The organism is Nocardioides sp. Z50_6, assembly GCF_058215755.1.
The window spans coordinates 357272-374210 of record NZ_JBZAJB010000001.1 but is presented as its reverse complement, the minus strand read 5'-3'; the positions used below and the strand labels follow the sequence as shown (position 1 = coordinate 374210).

The 16939-nt window shown below is 72.5% G+C and carries 18 protein-coding genes; 13 read left to right on the top strand and 5 right to left on the bottom strand.

Annotated elements, in window-relative coordinates; genetic code table 11:
* Nucleotides 1-40: 40 nt before the first annotated feature.
* Together AC4BGE_RS01800 and AC4BGE_RS01795 are read right to left on the bottom strand one after the other, a co-directional pair.
* Nucleotides 41-898 carry an EamA family transporter gene (locus tag AC4BGE_RS01800; RefSeq protein WP_490569789.1) on the bottom strand — a complete coding sequence of 286 codons (858 nt, stop codon included), beginning with the start codon at nucleotides 896-898 and terminating at the stop codon, nucleotides 41-43.
* Nucleotides 895-1509, bottom strand: coding sequence for a PadR family transcriptional regulator (locus AC4BGE_RS01795; RefSeq protein ID WP_490569790.1), 615 nt, complete (start codon nucleotides 1507-1509; stop codon nucleotides 895-897). Before AC4BGE_RS01795 ends, AC4BGE_RS01800 begins: the two co-directional genes overlap by 4 nt.
* 78 nt (nucleotides 1510-1587) lie before the next feature.
* Here AC4BGE_RS01795 and AC4BGE_RS01790 point away from each other — a divergent pair, with 78 nt between their 5' ends.
* The 3 genes from AC4BGE_RS01790 to AC4BGE_RS01780 are packed head-to-tail and all read left to right on the top strand — an operon-like array spanning nucleotide 1588 to nucleotide 4571.
* The gene (locus AC4BGE_RS01790) at nucleotides 1588-2580 is read left to right on the top strand and encodes an ATP-binding cassette domain-containing protein (RefSeq protein WP_490569791.1); all 993 of its coding nucleotides are present in this window, start codon (nucleotides 1588-1590) and stop codon (nucleotides 2578-2580) included.
* Nucleotides 2577-3431: an ABC transporter permease gene (locus AC4BGE_RS01785; protein ID WP_490569792.1), complete on the top strand. Its 855-nt coding sequence runs from the start codon at nucleotides 2577-2579 to the stop codon at nucleotides 3429-3431. Before AC4BGE_RS01790 ends, AC4BGE_RS01785 begins: the two co-directional genes overlap by 4 nt.
* 36 nt (nucleotides 3432-3467) lie before the next feature.
* Entirely contained in the window at nucleotides 3468-4571 is a 1104-nt protein-coding gene (locus tag AC4BGE_RS01780) for a WD40/YVTN/BNR-like repeat-containing protein (RefSeq protein ID WP_490574165.1), read from the top strand.
* A 4-nt stretch (nucleotides 4572-4575) separates the two neighbouring features.
* On the opposite strand, the gene AC4BGE_RS01775 is transcribed toward AC4BGE_RS01780, so the two are convergent.
* Complete coding sequence (locus AC4BGE_RS01775; protein WP_490569794.1) at nucleotides 4576-4797, bottom strand: hypothetical protein; 222 nt, start codon at nucleotides 4795-4797, stop codon at nucleotides 4576-4578.
* Between the two features lie 113 nt (nucleotides 4798-4910).
* Between AC4BGE_RS01775 and ilvD the strand changes: the two genes are divergently transcribed.
* Together ilvD and AC4BGE_RS01765 are read left to right on the top strand one after the other, a co-directional pair.
* Nucleotides 4911-6602 (top strand): dihydroxy-acid dehydratase, encoded by a 1692-nt coding sequence (gene ilvD, locus AC4BGE_RS01770; protein WP_490569795.1) that lies wholly within the window; start codon nucleotides 4911-4913, stop codon nucleotides 6600-6602.
* Between the two features lie 13 nt (nucleotides 6603-6615).
* Nucleotides 6616-7176 carry a pyridoxamine 5'-phosphate oxidase family protein gene (locus AC4BGE_RS01765; protein WP_490569796.1) on the top strand — a complete coding sequence of 187 codons (561 nt, stop codon included), beginning with the start codon at nucleotides 6616-6618 and terminating at the stop codon, nucleotides 7174-7176.
* A 16-nt stretch (nucleotides 7177-7192) separates the two neighbouring features.
* Here AC4BGE_RS01765 and AC4BGE_RS01760 read toward each other — a convergent pair whose 3' ends face one another.
* Nucleotides 7193-7939 (bottom strand): hypothetical protein, encoded by a 747-nt coding sequence (locus AC4BGE_RS01760; protein WP_490574164.1) that lies wholly within the window; start codon nucleotides 7937-7939, stop codon nucleotides 7193-7195.
* Between the two features lie 161 nt (nucleotides 7940-8100).
* Between AC4BGE_RS01760 and AC4BGE_RS01755 the strand changes: the two genes are divergently transcribed.
* From AC4BGE_RS01755 to AC4BGE_RS01740, 4 genes are read left to right on the top strand one after another with little or no spacing between them, the layout of a single operon-like run.
* Nucleotides 8101-9153, top strand: a complete 1053-nt coding sequence (locus AC4BGE_RS01755; protein ID WP_490574163.1) for a hypothetical protein — start codon at nucleotides 8101-8103, stop codon at nucleotides 9151-9153.
* Nucleotides 9154-9168: 15 nt separating this feature from the next.
* Nucleotides 9169-10062, top strand: coding sequence for an amidohydrolase family protein (locus AC4BGE_RS01750; RefSeq protein ID WP_490574162.1), 894 nt, complete (start codon nucleotides 9169-9171; stop codon nucleotides 10060-10062).
* A 23-nt stretch (nucleotides 10063-10085) separates the two neighbouring features.
* Nucleotides 10086-11303: a kynureninase gene (locus AC4BGE_RS01745; RefSeq protein WP_490574161.1), complete on the top strand. Its 1218-nt coding sequence runs from the start codon at nucleotides 10086-10088 to the stop codon at nucleotides 11301-11303.
* Nucleotides 11304-11345: 42 nt separating this feature from the next.
* Nucleotides 11346-12365 (top strand): S66 family peptidase, encoded by a 1020-nt coding sequence (locus AC4BGE_RS01740; protein WP_490574160.1) that lies wholly within the window; start codon nucleotides 11346-11348, stop codon nucleotides 12363-12365.
* A 17-nt stretch (nucleotides 12366-12382) separates the two neighbouring features.
* On the opposite strand, the gene AC4BGE_RS01735 is transcribed toward AC4BGE_RS01740, so the two are convergent.
* On the bottom strand, nucleotides 12383-12853 hold the full coding sequence (locus tag AC4BGE_RS01735; RefSeq protein ID WP_490569802.1) for a hypothetical protein: 471 nt from the start codon (nucleotides 12851-12853) through the stop codon (nucleotides 12383-12385).
* Nucleotides 12854-12879: 26 nt separating this feature from the next.
* Here AC4BGE_RS01735 and AC4BGE_RS01730 point away from each other — a divergent pair, with 26 nt between their 5' ends.
* The 4 genes from AC4BGE_RS01730 to ilvC all read left to right on the top strand — a co-directional run bounded on the left by AC4BGE_RS01730 (nucleotide 12880) and on the right by ilvC (nucleotide 16923).
* Nucleotides 12880-13296, top strand: a complete 417-nt coding sequence (locus AC4BGE_RS01730) for a VOC family protein (RefSeq protein WP_490574159.1) — start codon at nucleotides 12880-12882, stop codon at nucleotides 13294-13296.
* Nucleotides 13297-13539: 243 nt separating this feature from the next.
* On the top strand, nucleotides 13540-15294 hold the full coding sequence (locus tag AC4BGE_RS01725) for an acetolactate synthase large subunit (RefSeq protein ID WP_490569804.1): 1755 nt from the start codon (nucleotides 13540-13542) through the stop codon (nucleotides 15292-15294).
* The gene (gene ilvN, locus AC4BGE_RS01720) at nucleotides 15291-15833 is read left to right on the top strand and encodes an acetolactate synthase small subunit (protein ID WP_490569805.1); all 543 of its coding nucleotides are present in this window, start codon (nucleotides 15291-15293) and stop codon (nucleotides 15831-15833) included. The genes AC4BGE_RS01725 and ilvN overlap by 4 nt, the downstream gene beginning before the upstream one ends.
* Before the next feature lie 64 nt (nucleotides 15834-15897).
* Complete coding sequence (gene ilvC / locus AC4BGE_RS01715) at nucleotides 15898-16923, top strand: ketol-acid reductoisomerase (RefSeq protein WP_490569806.1); 1026 nt, start codon at nucleotides 15898-15900, stop codon at nucleotides 16921-16923.
* The last annotated feature ends 16 nt before the right edge of the window (nucleotides 16924-16939 follow it).

Sequence of the window (16939 nt, the reverse complement as noted above, 5' to 3'; positions counted from 1 at the left end):
CTGCGCCCAGCCGCTCGGCCGACCTCCGGGTTCAGCGCGGCTAGGGCTGCACCAGCCCGGGCTCGACCTCCGGCACGCGCTGGGCCGACCGGGTCGCCCCGGCGCTGGCGGCCACCACGCAGACGATGGCGAGCCACTGCAGCGGGGTCAGCCGCTCGCCCAGGACGAGCAGCGCGGCCAGGGCGGCGGCGGCGGGCTCCACGCTCATCAGGATCCCGAAAACCGAGGGGCGCATCGTGCGCAGGGCGACCATCTCGAGGCTGTAGGGGATCACCGAGCTGAGCAGGCCGATGAGGGCGCCCAGCGCGACGATCCGCGGGTCGAGCAGGCCGGACAGGTCGACCGCCAGCGCGAAGGGGCTCAGCAGCAGGGCCGCCCCGGCGCTGGCCACCGAGAGGCCGTCGAGCCCCTGCCAGCGGCGGCCGGTCTGGGCGCTGAGCAGGATGTAGGTCGCCCAGCAGGCGCCGGCCAGCAGCGCGAAGCCGACCCCGAGCGGGTCCAGGTCGGCGCGCTCCCACCCCAGGGCCACCACGCCGAGGGCGGCCAGCGCCACCCAGGCCAGGTCGCGGACGCGACGCGATCCCAGCAGCGCGACGCTCAGCGGCCCGATCAGCTCGATGGTCACCGCCACGCCGAGGGGCAGCCGCGCGAAGGACTGGTAGAACGCCCAGTTCATCAGCGCCAGGGTGAGCGCGAAGCCGGCCACCACCTGCCAGTCCTGCCGGGTGCGCCCGCGGAGCCGGGGCCGCGCGATCAGCAGCAGCATCACGGCGCTGCTCGCCAGGCGCAGCCACACCAGCGCGGTGGGGTCCACCCGGTCGAAGAGCTCCTTGGCCACCGCGGCGCCGAGCTGCACCGAGGCGATCCCGCCCAGCACCAGCCAGACCGCCCGCCTCAACGCCGGCCCTGCTCGCCCGAGGGCAGCTCCAGCACGTCGCCCCGGCACGCCGCCTCGTCCGGCGACGGGGCGGGACCCGCGAGACCGTTCTCGCGCCGCAGCCGGTCGAGGGTGCGACGGGCGATCGCCAGCTCGCTCTCGAAGTGCGAGAGCCCCCACTCGGCCACGAGTGCCGGGTTGTGGAAGACCTCGCCCACCTCGTCGTGGCCCACCAGCGAGCGCCGCACGTCCTGGAGATCGGCCCGGGCCTCCTGCACCGCGACGACGTACTCCTCCAGCATCGTCACCAGGGTCGCCGGCTCGGTGAGGTGCCCGATCATCAGCCGCAGCGCCTGGGGGTGCTTGAAGACGGGCATCCCCACCGGCGCCTCGCGCATCCACCGCTCCATCGCCCGGCGCCCCTCGTCGGTGACGGCGTAGGTGGAGCCGCGTCCCTCGCCGGACTTGCGGACGAGTCCGGCCTCGCTGAGCCGGGCCAGCTCGGAGTAGACCTGGCTCATCGCCGGGGAGGTCCAGTAGAAGCGCATGGTGCTGTCGGCGCGCTGCTTGAGCTCGTAGCCGGTCAGCTCGTCCCCGAAGCTCAGCAGCCCGAGCAGCGCATAGGAAGTCACCGGGAAAAGGTCTTGCGCTGGAGGCATGAGGTGAGCGTACTCTTCCTAATTGGAATAATTCGAGGCGAGGGGCGGAACGTGAGCGAGAAGGCGATCGAGGCGATCGACCTGGTCAAGCACTTCGGGGAGACGGTGGCCGTGGACGGCGTGAGCTTCTCCGTCCCGACCGGAAGCGTCCTGGGGCTCCTGGGCCCCAACGGGGCGGGCAAGACGACCACGGTCCGGATGATGACGACCCTGACGAGGCCGACCAGCGGCACCGCCCGGGTGGCCGGCCACGACGTGGTGGGCGACCCGGCGGCGGTCCGTCGCTCGATGGGGCTGACCGGGCAGTCGGCGACCGTCGACGAGCTGCTGACCGGGCGGGAGAACCTGCGGCTGGTGGGCCAGCTCTACGGCCTGGACCGCCGGACCGTCAGGCGCATCTCCGACGACCTGCTTGAGCGGTTCTCCCTGTCGGAGGCGGGCAACCGGGTGGTGAAGACCTACTCCGGCGGCATGCGCCGCCGCCTCGACCTGGCGGTGAGCCTGGTCGCGACGCCTCCGGTGCTCTTCCTCGACGAGCCGACCACCGGGCTGGACCCGCGGAGCCGGGTCGAGCTGTGGGACGTGCTCCGCGAGCTGGTGCGCGACGGCACGACGCTGCTGCTCACCACGCAGTACCTGGAGGAGGCCGACCAGCTGGCCGACAACATCGTGGTCGTCGACCGCGGCGGGATCATCGCGGAGGGCACGCCGCTGCAGCTCAAGGACGCCTCGGGCAAGGCGGCCCTGGTGGTCACCGTCTCGGGCTCGGCGGACCTCGCCCGGGCGGCGGAGCTGATGCGGCGGGTGGTCAGCGAGGTGCACGTGGACGAGCCCGCCCGCCGCCTCACCGCCCCCGCCCAGGGGCTGGGCGACATCACCGCGGTGGCGGAGGTCTTCGCCAGCAGCGGCATCGAGCTCGACGACCTGGGGCTGCAGCGTCCCAGCCTGGACGACGTCTTCCTCCACCTGACCGGCAGACGGGCCGAGGAGCAGGACGACGAGGACGCCGACGGCGCCTCCCACCTGGAAGGGGCACCCGCATGACCACCGAGACGGTCCGGTCCTCGAGCGGCGCGCTGGAGCGCCCGCGCATCCGGCAGACCAACCTGCTCCAGCAGTCGCTGGCGATCACGCGCCGCAACCTGATCCACATCAAGCGCATGCCCGAGATGCTGATGGACGTCACCGTGCAGCCGGTGATGTTCGTCCTGCTCTTCGCCTACGTCTTCGGCGGGGCGATCGCGGTGCAGGGCGCGGCGTCCGGCTACCGCGAGTGGCTGCTCGGCGGGATCATGGCGCAGACCATCGCGTTCGCCTCGTTCATCGTCGCCGTCGGCCTGACCGCCGACATCGACAAGGGCATCGTCGACCGGATGCGGTCGCTGCCGATCCACCCCTCGGCGGTGCTGGTGGGGCGCAGCTTCTCCAGCCTCATCCACTCCGGCATCGGCATCGCGGTGATGTCGCTGACCGGGCTGATCGTGGGCTGGCGGATCCGCGGCTCGTTCCTCGACGCCGTCCTGGCCTACGCCCTGCTGCTGCTGTGGGGGTTCGCGATGATCTGGCTCGGCATCCTGGTCGGCTCGGCGATGCGCTCCGTGGAGGCGGTCAACGGGGTCATGTTCACCACGATCTTCCCGATCACCTTCCTCTCCAACGCCTTCGCGCCGACCGAGCCCATGGGCGACTTCCTGCGGACGATCGCGGAGTGGAACCCGATCTCGTCGCTGGTGCAGGCGGTGCGCGAGCTGTGGGGCAACACCGGACCGGCGCCCGCCGAGGCGGCGCTGCCCCTGCAGCACCCGGTGCTGGCGACGCTGCTGTGGACGCTGGCGCTGACGGCCGTCCTGGCGCCGCTCTCGCTGCGCGCCTTCCGGCGCCGCACCCAGGACTGACGGCAGACTGCCGGCACGCACGAGGAGGGAGAGGACATGACGGGGACCAGGACGCTGCTGCTGGTGGGCACGCGGAAGGGACTGTGGATCGGCAGCTCGGACGAGGAGCGCCGCACGTGGGCGTGGACGGGGCCGCACTTCCAGATGGAGGAGGTCTACTCGGTGATGCTCGACGCCCGGGGCGAGGTGCCCAGGGTGCTGGCGGGCTGCTCCTCGAGCTGGTTCGGGCCCCAGGTGCGGTGGAGCGACGACCTCGGGGAGACCTGGCAGGAGACACCCAACGGAGCCATCCGCTTCCCCGAGGAGACCGGCGCCGCCCTCGCCCGGGTCTGGCAGCTGGTGCCCGGGGTCGAGGACGGCGTGGTGTGGGCCGGCACCGAGCCGGGAGCGGTCTTCCGCTCCGAGGACGGCGGCGAGCACTTCGAGCTCGTGCGCGGGCTCTGGGACCACCCGCACCGGCCCGAGTGGGACGAGGGCTTCGGCGGGCAGGCGTTCCACACGATCCTCCCACACCCGACGGACCCGGCCTCGGTGCTGGCCGCCCTCTCCACCGGCGGCGCCTACCGGACCTCGGACGGCGGCGCGACCTGGCAGCCGGTCAACAAGGGCATCAAGGCCGAGTTCATGCCGGGGGAGCGGTTCTACCCCGAGTTCGGCCAGTGCGTGCACAAGGTGGCCCGCGACCCGGTCGACCCCGACCGCCTCTTCCTGCAGAACCACGGTGGCGTCTACCGGTCCGACGACGGCGGGGACAGCTGGCAGGACATCGCCCCCGGGCTGCCCTCGGAGTTCGGCTTCGCGATGGTCACCCACCCCAGGAAGCCGTCGACGGCCTTCACGTTCCCGATCGCGGACGCCGGCGCCCGCTGGCCGGTGGACGGCAAGGCGCGGGTCTGCCGGACCGACGACGGCGGGGCCACCTGGCAGCAGCTGGGGGAGGGCACCCTGCCGGACGCCTACTTCGCCGCGGTGATGCGCGACGCGATGTGCGCCGACACCCTGGACCCGGTGGGCCTCTACTTCGGTGGGCGCAACGGTGCCGTCTGGGCCTCGGCGGACGAGGGCCGGACGTGGGCGGAGGTCCACAAGGACCTGCCCGACGTGCTGGTGGTCCGCGCCGCGGTGCTGCCGGCGCCCTGAGGCCTCAGCCTCGCGCGCGTCGCGCGAGGGTCAGGTAGGCGAGCGGGCCGACCGGCTGCACGAGCAGGGCGGGGAACCACAGGGCCTTCGGGCCGCGGAGCTCGGCACCCGGGCGTCCCTTCAGGTCCTTCAACGCCCACAGGGTCAGGGCCACCTCGGCTGCGCCCACGACGGTCACGACGGCCTGCTGCGACGGGCTCAGGTCGGCCCAGGACTTCTTCGCCATGCAGCCACCCTAGTTGCGCCGCCGTACCGGGCGCGGGACGGGCGGTGAGTGAGGCGGTGCGTCCGGCTGAGACTGCCGGGGGGACCGGTGGCGGCGAGTCGTAGCCTTGCCTCATGACCGCGTCCGACCAGAGCCAGCAGCCCGACATCAAGCCCCGCTCGCGGGACGTCACCGACGGTCTGGAGCGGGCCGCGGCCCGCGGCATGCTGCGCGCGGTGGGCATGGGCGACGACGACTTCGCCAAGCCGCAGATCGGGGTGGCGAGCAGCTGGAACGAGATCACCCCCTGCAACCTCTCCCTCGACCGGCTGGCCAAGGCGGTCAAGAACGGCGTGCACGCCGCGGGTGGCTTCCCGCTGGAGTTCGGCACCATCTCCGTCTCCGACGGCATCTCGATGGGCCACGAGGGGATGCACTTCTCGCTGGTCAGCCGCGAGGTCATCGCCGACTCGGTGGAGACCGTGATGATGGCCGAGCGGCTCGACGGGTCGGTGCTGTTGGCCGGTTGCGACAAGTCGCTGCCGGGCATGCTGATGGCCGCCGCGCGGCTCGACCTCGCCAGCGTCTTCCTCTACGCGGGCTCCACGATGCCCGGACAGGTCGACGGTGAGGACGTGACCATCATCGACGCCTTCGAGGCCGTCGGCGCCTGCCTGGCGGGCAAGATCACCCGCGACGAGGTCGACCGGATCGAGCGGGCCATCTGTCCCGGCGAAGGGGCCTGCGGCGGCATGTACACCGCCAACACGATGGCGAGCGTCGCCGAGGCCCTGGGGATGAGCCTGCCCGGCAGCGCGGCGCCGCCGGCCGTCGACCGACGGCGTGACGGCTTCGCCCACCGGTCCGGCCAGGCCGTGGTGGAGATGCTGCGCCACGGCATCACCGCGCGCCAGATCATGACCAAGCCCGCCTTCGAGAACGCCATCGCGGTCGTGATGGCGCTGGGCGGCTCGACCAACGCGGTGCTCCACCTGCTGGCGATCGCCCGCGAGGCCGACGTCGACCTGACCCTCGACGACTTCAACCGGATCGGCTCCAAGGTGCCCCACATCGGCGACCTCAAGCCGTTCGGCCGGTTCGTGATGACCGACGTCGACAAGATCGGCGGCATCCCGGTCGTGATGAAGGCGCTGCTCGACGCCGGCCTGATGCACGGCGACACCCTGACCGTCACCGGCCGCACGATGGCCGAGAACCTGGAGGCGCTGGCGCCCCAGGGGCTGGACGGCGAGGTGCTGCGCGCCTTCGAGAAGCCGATGCACGCCACCGGCGGCATCACGGTCCTCAAGGGCTCGCTGGCTCCCGAGGGTGCGGTGGTCAAGAGCGCGGGCTTCGACGACACCACCTTCACCGGCACGGCCCGGGTCTTCGACGGCGAGCGGGCCGCGCTCGACGCGCTGGCCGAGGGCCGGATCCAGCCGCGCGACGTGGTGGTGATCCGCTACGAGGGACCCAAGGGCGGCCCCGGCATGCGGGAGATGCTGGCCATCACCGGAGCGATCAAGGGCGCCGGGCTGGGCAAGGACGTCCTGCTCATCACCGACGGCCGCTTCTCCGGCGGCACGACCGGTCTCTGCGTCGGCCACATCGCCCCCGAGGCGGCGGACGGCGGCCCGATCGCCTTCGTCCGCGACGGCGACCCGATCACCCTCGACGTCGCCAACGCGCTGCTCGAGGTGGAGATCGACGACCTCGAGGCCCGCAAGGTCGGCTGGGAGCCCAACCCCCCGAAGTACACCCGCGGCGTGCTCGGCAAGTACGCCAAGGTCGTGCAGTCGGCCGCGCACGGCGCGGTCACCAGCTGAGGAGGCGACCGGCGTGGGCAAGGTCTACCCCGGGATCGACGGGCGCCTGCGGGCGTTCGTCGAGGCCCAGCCGGTCTTCTTCGTGGCCACCGCTCCCTCGGGGGACGCCGGGCACGTCAACGTCTCGCCGAAGGGCCTGGCCGGCACGTTCGCGGTCGTCGACGAGCACACCGTCGCCTACCTGGACCTGACCGCGAGCGGCGCGGAGACCATCGCCCACGTCCGCCAGAACGGACGGATCACCCTGATGTTCTGCTCGTTCGAGCGGGCACCCAACGTGGTCCGGCTGCACGGCCGGGGCCGGGTCGTCAGCTCCTACGACGACGACTTCGCGGCGTGGGCGGCGCGTTTCGACCCGAACCCGCACGCGCGGGCGGTGATCGTGGTGGACGTCGAGCGGGTCAGCGACTCCTGCGGCTACGCACTGCCGCTGATGAGCCTGGACGAGGAGCGGGACCTCCTCACCCCGAACATGGACCGCCGCGGGGCGGAGGGGGTCGTCGCCTACCGGCGAGGCAAGAACACCGTCAGCATCGACGGTCTGCCTGCCTTCGACGACGACCCCGCGCCGTAGGGGGCTGTGCCCGGGGTCAGCGGAGCTTGGCGGCCCTCGAGGTGGCACCGGGGATCGGCAGCCCGGCACCGAACGAGAAGACACCGCCGCCGGCGAACGCCACCCTGACCTTCGAGCCACGCTTGGCCTTCAGCTTGAAGGTTGCGGTGCCGTCCGCGCCGGTGGTCGCCGACTTGAGGTTCTTCCACTTCTTGCCGGCCTGGCGCTGGAGGGTCACCTTGCCGCCGCTCACCGGGCTCCACTCGCCACCGGCGCTGGCCGAGACCGCGGTGGTGACGGCGGACTTGCCCTTCTTGGCCTTCTTCACCTTGATCGTGGCCCGGGTGGTGACCTCCTGGACGAGGTCGAAGCCGAAGCCGGTCACGGGGAGGTACCCGCTGATGCTGCCGTCGGTGTCGACGGCGCGCACCTCGGCGGTGACGGTGTAGCGCCCGGTCGGGATCCCGATGTCGCAGAACTGGAAGGTGGCGGTGCCGGTGAGCGGGTCGCCGAGGACGCTGTCGATCAGCTTGTAGGCGCCTCGGCCGCCCTGGGGGTCGGTGGCCGTGATGCCCAGTGACCACGACTTGTTGGTCGCGGGCACCGTGACCGTGTAGGGGATCTGGTAGTCCACGCACTGGCCCTTGGGCATCACCGCGATCTGGTCGCCGGTGATGGTCGCGACCGGGTCGACGGCCGCGGAGGCCGGGGCGGCGGGGTTGACGAGCGTGCTGAGCAGCGCGGAGGCGGCGGTCAGGGCCGCGAGCCGGACGATCTTCTTCACCTGGAGGTCTCCGAGTTCTGGTGTGGCCCCCGGCCGGCGACCGCACCGTGGGCATGGGTGCGGAGCTGGACAGCGCCCCCGCACCCGCCAAGGTGCCAGAGCGCGAGGCGTCGTCGCTGTCTGTCCCACCTCCTGGTCGGAGACCCCGCTACGTTCGCCCCATGAGCCGCTATGTTCGCCCCATGATCTGGGGGAGACGTACGACGGGGTCCGTGCTCGCGCTCACGTTGGCGGGAGGCCTGTTCGCGCTGCTGCCGGCCGGGCTCTCGGCCGCCTCGGGACCGGCCGCTCCGGTCGCCGTGGCCTCGAGCCGCGTCCAGTCACAGGCCCAGGCCCAGTCACGGGCCCAGGCCCAGTCCCAGTCACGGGCCCAGGCCCAGGCCCAGGCGGCCACCCCCGCCGCGGACGAGCCGGCCGGGCGGGCCGTGTCATCGCTGCCCGGCGGCGGCAGGAAGATCTTCTCGCGCAACCGCTTCCTGGTCGCCTACTACGGCACGGCCGGCACCGGCGTCCTCGGCGTGCTGGGGGAGACCGAGCCCGACACCGCGCACCGGCGCCTGGTGCGCGCCGCCCGCCCGTTCAAGCTCAAGGGCGAGCGGGTGCAGCCCGTCTACGAGCTGATCGCGACGGTCGCCGACGCGGTCCCCGGCTCCGACGGGGACTACAACCACGACATCCCCCGGGAACGGGTGCAGACCTACATCGACGCCGCCGAGCGGAACAAGGCGCTGCTGGTGCTCGACATCCAGCCGGGGCAGGCCGACTTCCTCACGGTGGCGAAGCGGTGGCAGTGGGCGCTCGAGCACCCCTGGGTCGGTCTCGCGCTCGACCCCGAGTGGCGGATGGAGCCCGGGCAGGTGCCGGGCCAGGTCATCGGCTCGGTCCGCGCCAAGGAGGTCAACGAGGTCTCCGCCTGGCTCGACGCCCTCGCGGCCGAGCGCGGGCTCCCGCAGAAGGTCTTCATGCTCCACCAGTTCCGCGACTCGATGGTCTCGCGGATCAAGAAGGTCCGGGACCGCGCCAACCTGGCCCTGGTGCAGCACATCGACGGGTTCGGCACCCCGGCGCAGAAGCTGGCGACCTACCGCGCGGTGGCCCGGCCCAAGCAGTTCCAGATGGGGTTCAAGCTCTTCTACGACGAGGACGTGCCGCGGATGAAGGCGCGCGCCGTCCGCCGGATCCGTCCCGAGGTCCGGTTCGTCAGCTTCCAGTAGGAGTACGGTGCCCGGATGAGCACGGCGCGACTGCGCGGCACCGACCTGAGCGGGACGGTCCACCCCGTCCTGCGCGACCACCACGTGCACCTCGGGCTGCTGGAGCCGACCGACCTCGAGCCCGGGGCGATCGGTGCCGTGGTCGACCTGGGCTGGTCCCCGGAGATCGTCGCCCTGGCCGAGGCCTGTCCGGTGCGCGTGCACCACGCGGGCCAGTTCCTCACCGCGCCCGACGGCTACCCCAGCGACCGGCCCTGGGCGCCCCGGGGCAGCGTCCGCGCCCTGTCGCACCCCCGGGAGGCGGAGGCAGCCGTCGCGGAGCAGCGGGCGCTCGGCGCGAGCGTGGTCAAGGTGACGCTCAACCGGCTGGCCGGGCCGGTGCTCGACCTGGCCACCTGCGAGGCCGTGGTGGCGGCCGCGGGCCAGACACCGGTGGTCGCCCACGTCGAAGGGCCCGGGATGGTCGAGCTGGCCCTGGCGGCCGGGATCGACGTGCTGGCCCACACCCCGTGGACCGAGCTGCTGGACCGCGCCGTGGTCGAGGAGTGCGTGGCCGCCGACATGACCTGGATCAGCACCCTCGACATCCACGGGCGGGGGACGTCGACGCCGGAGCAGCGCACCGCGTGCGCCAACCTGGCGGCCTTCCACGCCGCCGGTGGCCGGGTCCTCTACGGCACCGACCTCGGCAACGGCCCCCAACCGGTCGGCCTCAACCTGCGCGAGGTGGCGCTGCTGCGCGAGGTCGGCCTCGACGACGCGGCGCTGCTCGCCGCCCTGACCGACGGGTGGCCCGGCCCCCTCGGGCGCGACCTGGTCACCTTCCTCCCCGGCTCCCCGGAGGACGACCTGCTCACCCGGCTGCCGGGAGCGCTCGCCGTACCCTCCTCGGAGACCGAGTCGCTCTGACGCCCGTCCCCAGGAGCCCCGCCGTGCCCGACCTCGACCCGCGCCCGCGGGACGCCGCCGACCCCCTCGCCGCGCTCCGGTCCCGCTTCGTGGGGGCCGGGTCCCCGCTGGTCTACTTCGACGGCAACTCCCTCGGGCGACCCCTGGAGGCGACCGCCGACCGGCTGGCCGCCTTCGTCCGCGAGGAGTGGGGTGGCCGCCTCATCCGGGGCTGGGACGAGGGCTGGCTGGCGCTCCCCACCGACCTGGGGGACCGCCTCGGCAGGGTCGTGCTCGGTGCGGCGCCGGGGCAGGTCGCGGTGGGCGACTCCACGACCGTCTGGCTCTACAAGCTGCTCCGCGCCGCCGTGGACGCCCAGCTGCGCCGCGACCCGGCCCGCACCGAGATCGTGGTGGACAGCGACAACTTCCCCACCGACCGCTACGTCGCCGAGGGGATCGCCGCCGAACGCGGCTGCACCGTGCGCTGGGTCGAGGTGGACCCCTCCGCGGGGGTCACCGCCGAGCTGCTCGGGGCGGCGTTGGGGGAGCGGACCAACACGGTGGTCCTCAGTCACGTGGCCTACCGCTCCGCGCACCTGGCCGACGTCGAGCAGCTGACGCGCCTGGTCCACGCCGTCGGCGCCCTGGTGCTCGTCGACCTCTGCCACTCGGCGGGGGCGGTGCCGGTGGAGCTCGACGCCTGGCAGGTGGACCTCGCCGTGGGGTGCACCTACAAGTACCTCGACGGGGGGCCGGGGTCGCCGGCCTTCGGCTACGTCGCCGCTCGCCACCACGGCGCGCTCCGCCAGCCGATCCAGGGGTGGATGGGTCACGCCGACCCGTTCGCGATGGGACCGGGCTACCGCCCGGCCGAGGGGATCCGCGGCTTCGTCTCCGGCACCCCGCCCATCCTCGGGATGCTGGCGGTCCAGGACATGGTCGACCTGCTCGAGGAGACCGGGATCGAGGCGGTCCGGCGCAAGTCGGTGGCCCTGACCGAGTACGCCGTGGCGCTGGCCGAGGCGTGGCTGGCCCCGCTCGGCGTCCGGCTGGGCTCGCCCCGCGACCCCGGACAGCGCGGCGGGCACGTCACGCTGCTGCACCCCGCCATGCGCGAGGTCACCGCACGGCTGTGGCAACAGGACGTGCTCCCCGACTACCGCGACCCCGACGGGCTGCGGATCGGGCTCTCCCCGCTCTCCACCAGCTTCGAGGAGGTCCACCGGGGGATCGCCGAGGTGCGCTCCCTGCTGGGCTGAACCCGTTTGCGGCGTCGCGGTGCGGACCGCTTGGATGGGGCGATGATCCGCTTCCCCGCCCCGCTCCGCCCCGGTGACCGCATCGGCGTCACCAGCCCCTCCAGCGGCGTGCCCACCCCGTTGCGCCCGCGCCTGGACGTCGCGCTCGGCTGGCTCCGCGACCGTGGCTACGAGGTCGAGGTGGGCGAGTGCCTGGACGGGGACGCGGGCCACGTGAGCGCCCGGGTGGAGAAGCGAGCCGACGAGCTCAACCGGATGCTCCTCGACCCGGCGATCCGGGCGATCGTGCCGCCGTGGGGCGGCGAGACCGCGATCGACCTCGTCGACCGGCTCGACTGGGTCGCGCTCGCCGACGCCGAGCCGACCTGGGTGGTCGGCTTCAGCGACATCTCCACGCTCCTGGTGCCGCTCACCACTCGCCTCGGCTGGGCGACCCTGCACGGGTCGAACCTGATGGACACCCCCTACGAGCCGCCGGCCGGGCTCGCGCACTGGGCCGCGCTGGCCTCGGCCACCGGCCCGGTGACCCAGCGGGCGTCCGGGGTCTACCGGACCACCGGCTTCGACGACTGGGAGAACGACCCCACGCCCACGGCGTACCGGCTCGACGGCCGCGGGACCTGGGAGGTCGTGGGGGGAGGTGGGCTCGACGTCACCGGGCGCCTGGTCGGGGGCTGCATCGAGACCGTGGCCAACCTGGCCGGGACGCCGTACGGCGACGTGGCGGCCTTCGCCCGCGAGCACGCCGACGAAGGGCTGGTCGTCTACGTCGAGGCCTCCGACGACCCGGCGCTGGAGATCTGCCGAAACCTGCACGGGCTGCGCCTCGCGGGCTGGTTCGACCACGCCAACGCGATCCTGGTGGGCCGGACCGGGGCGCCGGCCTCCGGCGACTTCACCCAGCGCGACGCCGTCCTCGACGCCCTCGGAGGGCTCGACCTGCCGATCGTGCTCGACGTGGAGTGCGGGCACGTGCCGCCCTACCTGCCACTGGTCAACGGGGCGCTGGCCCGCGTCACGGTGGCGGGGGAGCAGCGGGAGATCACCCAGGAGCTGGCCTGAGCCGACCGTGACCGGGCTCAGCGCCGCCGGTCGCGCGGGTCCGTCCCGTCGGGCAGCGGCTGGGCGAGGAGCTCGCGCGCCCGCCACTTCCGCGCGGCCACCCCCACCAGGGTGCGCAGGGTGGTCAGCCGGCCGCCCGTGAGCTCCTGGGCCCGGGACAGGCCGTAGGCGCGTCCGGCCCGGTTGTTGGCCTCGTCGACCCCGGAGTCCGCGAGGTCGGCCGACCCGTGCTCCTGGGCGTCGCCCACCGCGCGGGCCAGCGGCTCGCCGTGACGGGCAGCCAGGTAGGCCTGCCAGCTGAAGTGGCGCACCGCGTTCTGCTGTCGCCAGCCTCCGCTCCGGGTGGACAGCAGGAGTGCCACCAGTGCGGCGAGCACCACGTCCAGGGCGTCGGCCCGGCCGGCCCCCGCGGCGCGGGCCGCCCGCCACAGGCGTGGCGCGCCGGTTCCGAGGAGTCTCAGGGCGTTGCGGAGCTTGGGCAGCGGCATCCGCCGAGTCTGGCAGAGTGGCGGGCGTGGACCAGCGCCTGAGCTTCGTCACCCTCGCCGTGGCCGACGTCTCGGCGAGCCGGCGCTTCCACGCCGACGGGCTGGGCTGGGAGGCCGACCTCGACGTGCCGGGGGAGGTGGTGATGTTCCGGGTGGCCGGCAAGGTCGTCCTCTCGCTGTGGGACAGCACCGCGTTCGAGGCCGAGACCGGGACCCGGGTCGCCACCGGAGTGGTGCCCCCGATCACGCTGGCGCACAACGTGACGACCCGGGCCGAGGTCGACCGGGTGCTGGAGCAGGCGCGGGCGGCCGGTGCGTCGCTGGTGGCGCAGGCCCAGGAGCGGGCGTGGGGCGGCTACTCGGGCTACTTCGCCGACCCCGACGGCTTCCGCTGGGAGGTCGCCTTCAACCCGGGGCCGATCGGGGTGTCGGTCCTGCCGTGAGCGACCCGCGCCACATTCTGGGACGGCCGTACCATATAGTGGGACGCGTGGCACACTCGCTTGACGTCGGGGACCGGCGACGGGGACGGTGGTGCCATGCGCACCCAGAAGCTTCTTGTACGCACGCGACGCGTGGACTGAGTCAGACCCCTCAGCACACGCGTCACCCCTCGTCGCCGACAATCGGCCGAGGGGTTTTTTGTTTGGTCGGACCGACAGCGTCTCGAAGTGAGGAAGAGATCGATGAGTGAGCAGGACGGCAGGATCACCGGGGCTCAGAGCCTGGTGCGTTCGCTGGAGAACGCGGGGGTCACCGACATCTTCGGGATCCCGGGTGGCGCCATCCTCCCCGCCTACGACCCGCTGATGGACTCCACGCGGATCAGGCACATCCTGGTGCGCCACGAGCAGGGCGCGGGACACGCCGCCCAGGGCTACGCCGCCGCCACCGGCCGGGTCGGGGTCTGCATGGCCACCTCCGGGCCGGGTGCCACCAACCTGGTGACCCCGATCGCCGACGCCCACATGGACTCGGTGCCGATGGTCGCCGTCACCGGTCAGGTGGGGGCGTCGATGATCGGCACCGACGCCTTCCAGGAGGCCGACATCCGCGGCATCACGATGCCGATCACCAAGCACAACTTCCTGGTCACCGACCCCGCCGACATCCCGCGGACCGTGGCCGAGGCGTTCCACATCGCCTCCACCGGCCGCCCCGGTCCCGTCCTGGTCGACGTGGCCAAGTCGGCCCTGCAGTCGATGACCGACTTCGTCTGGCCCACCGAGCTGCACCTGCCCGGCTACCGGCCCATCACCCGCCCGCACAGCAAGCAGATCCGCGAGGCGGCCCGGCTGGTCCTCGAGGCCCGCCGCCCGGTGCTCTACGTCGGCGGCGGCGTGATCCGCTCCGGCGCCCACCGTGAGCTGCGCCGGCTGGCGGAGTTCACCGGCATCCCCGTGGTCACCACCCTGATGGCCCGCGGTGCCTTCCCCGACAGCCACCCCCAGCACCTCGGGATGCCGGGCATGCACGGGACGGTCGCCGCGGTGGCAGGCCTGCAGCGCTCGGACCTGATCATCAGCCTCGGGGCGCGCTTCGACGACCGGGTGACCGGCAACCTCGACTCCTTCGCGCCCAACGCCCTGGTGGTGCACGCCGACATCGACCCGGCCGAGATCGGCAAGAACCGCCACGCCGACGTGCCGATCGTGGGCGACGCCAAGGAGGTCCTGATCGACCTGCTCGCCCTCCTCGAGACCGAGGCGGAGCAAGGGAGGACCGGCGACTACGAGCAGTGGGTCGACTTCGTGGCGGGGGTGAAGAAGCGCTACCCGCTCGGCTACGAGAAGCCGCACGACGGGAGCCTCTCCCCGCAGTACGTCATCGAGCGGCTCGGGTCCATCGCCGGGCCGGAGGCGATCTACACCTCCGGCGTCGGCCAGCACCAGATGTGGGCCGCCCACTTCGTCTCCTACGAGAACCCCAACACCTGGATCAACTCCGGCGGGCTGGGCACCATGGGCTTCTCGGTGCCTGCCGCGATGGGCGCCAAGGTGGGGATGCCCGACTCGACGGTCTGGGCCATCGACGGCGACGGCTGCTTCCAGATGACCAACCAGGAGCTCGCCACCTGCGCGATCAACGACATCCCGATCAAGGTGGCGGTGATCAACAACGAGTCGCTCGGCATGGTGCGCCAGTGGCAGACGCTCTTCTACAACGAGCGCTACTCCAACACCGACCTGCACTCCAAGCGGATCCCCGACTTCGTCAAGCTGGCCGAGGCCTACGGCTGCGTCGGCCTGGCCTGCGAGAGCGAGGCCGACGTCGACGCGACCATCGAGAAGGCCATGGCGATCGACGACCGGCCCGTGGTGGTGGACTTCCGGGTGCACCGCGACGCCATGGTGTGGCCGATGGTGGCCGCCGGCACCAGCAACGACGACATCAAGTACGCGCGCGACATGGCGCCCCAGTTCGACGAGGATGACCTGTGAGCACCCACACCCTGTCCGTCCTGGTTGAGGACAAGCCCGGCGTCCTGGCCCGGGTCGCCAGCCTCTTCAGCCGCCGGGGCTTCAACATCGAGAGCCTCGCCGTGGGGCCCACCGAGCACCCCGAGATCTCCCGGATGACCATCGTGGTCAACGTGGACGGCCTGCCGCTGGAGCAGGTGACCAAGCAGCTCAACAAGCTCGTCGAGGTCATCAAGATCGTCGAGCTCGAGGGCCGGGCCGCGGTCCGGCGCGAGCTGCTGCTGGTCAAGGTGCGCGCCGACGCCGAGACCCGGGGCCAGGTGCTCGACGCCGTCCAGCTCTTCAAGGCCAAGGTCGTCGACGTCGCCCCCGACGCGGTGACCATCGAGGTCACCGGCAACTCCGAGAAGCTCGCCGACTTCCTCCGGATCATCGAGCCGTTCGGGATCCGCGAGCTGGTGCAGTCCGGTCTGGTCGCCATCGGGCGCGGCTCGCGCTCGATCACCGAGCGGACCGGACGCCCGGTCACCGTCCCGGTCGCCGCCAGAGACGCCGGCTGACCCACGCCGACCGCACACCCCCACCCCTGTTCCCACGAATCACACCCCTTTAAGGAGAGCCCCAGTGGCTGAGATGTTCTACGACGACGATGCCGACCTGACCCTGATCCAGGGCAAGAGCGTCGCGGTGATCGGCTACGGCAGCCAGGGCCACGCCCACGCGCTCAACCTGCGCGACTCGGGCGTCGACGTCCGCGTCGGCCTGCTCGAGGGCTCGCGCAGCCGCGCCAAGGCCGAGGACGAGGGCCTGCGGGTGCTGACCCCCGCCGAGGCCGTGGAGGAGGCCGACGTGATCGTCGTCCTCACCCCCGACCAGGTCCAGCGCCACGTCTACAAGGACGCGATCGAGCCGAACCTGGCCCCCGGCGACACCCTGGTCTTCGGCCACGGCTTCAACATCCGCTACGGCTACATCACGCCGCCCGAGGGCGTCGACGTGATCCTGGTCGCCCCCAAGGCGCCCGGCCACACGGTGCGGCGCGAGTACGTCGCCGGCCGCGGCATCCCGGACATCATCGCGGTCGAGCAGGACGCCTCGGGCTCCGCCTGGGAGCTGGCCAAGTCCTACGCCAAGGCCATCGGCGGCACCCGCGCCGGCGTCATCAAGACCACCTTCACCGAGGAGACCGAGACCGACCTGTTCGGTGAGCAGGCCGTGCTCTGCGGCGGTGTCTCCCACCTGGTCCAGGCCGGGTTCGAGACCCTGACCGAGGCCGGCTACCAGCCGGAGATCGCCTACTTCGAGGTGCTGCACGAGCTCAAGCTGATCGTCGACCTGATGTGGGAGGGCGGCATCGCCAAGCAGCGCTGGTCGGTCTCCGACACCGCCGAGTACGGCGACTACGTCTCCGGCCCGCGCGTGGTCACCGCTGCGGTGAAGGAGTCGATGAAGGAGATCCTGGCCGACATCCAGGACGGCACCTTCGCCAAGCGGTTCATCGAGGACCAGGACAACGGCGGCAGCGAGTTCGCGACCCTCCGCGAGAAGGGTGCCTCCCACCCGATCGAGGCCACCGGCAAGCAGCTGCGCTCCCACTTCGCGTGGAAGCAGGAGGACAGCGACTACACGGAGGGCTCGGCCGCTCGCTGATCGCGCCGCAGGCTTC